At 77.3% G+C, this 286-nt stretch carries 1 protein-coding gene; it reads right to left on the reverse strand.

Annotation, left to right across the window (positions count from 1 at the left end):
- Positions 1-31: 31 nt before the first annotated feature.
- Positions 32-286: hypothetical protein (locus E0D90_RS27000; protein WP_157996969.1), on the reverse strand; the 255-nt coding region annotated here is incomplete at its 5' end.

The following is a 286-nucleotide window of genomic DNA, read 5'->3' on the forward strand; positions in this document are numbered from 1 at the left end:
TCGTGGCGGGGTGTGGTGGTCGGGGGGTGGTTCAGAGGGCGCGCAGGAGGCGCCGGCTGGCGGTGTCGCGGAGGACGGGCCGGGCGGAGAGGGAGTAGAAGACCTCGACCTCTCCGAGCCCGCAGACGCGGTCGGGGCCACGGGTGTTGGCGCTGACCGGGCGGCCCGAGGCCAGGGCCCGTCGCTGGGTGTGGTGGTAGGCGGTGTCGGCGGCCCAGTCGCGGAACGTCCGTCCCGGGTTCCAGTCGCGGGGGTCGCCCGGCCGGAGGGCGGCGGCGGGGAGGAC

It is taken from the genome of Streptomyces otsuchiensis (genome assembly GCF_004305975.1).
GTDB lineage: Bacteria > Actinomycetota > Actinomycetes > Streptomycetales > Streptomycetaceae > Streptomyces > Streptomyces otsuchiensis.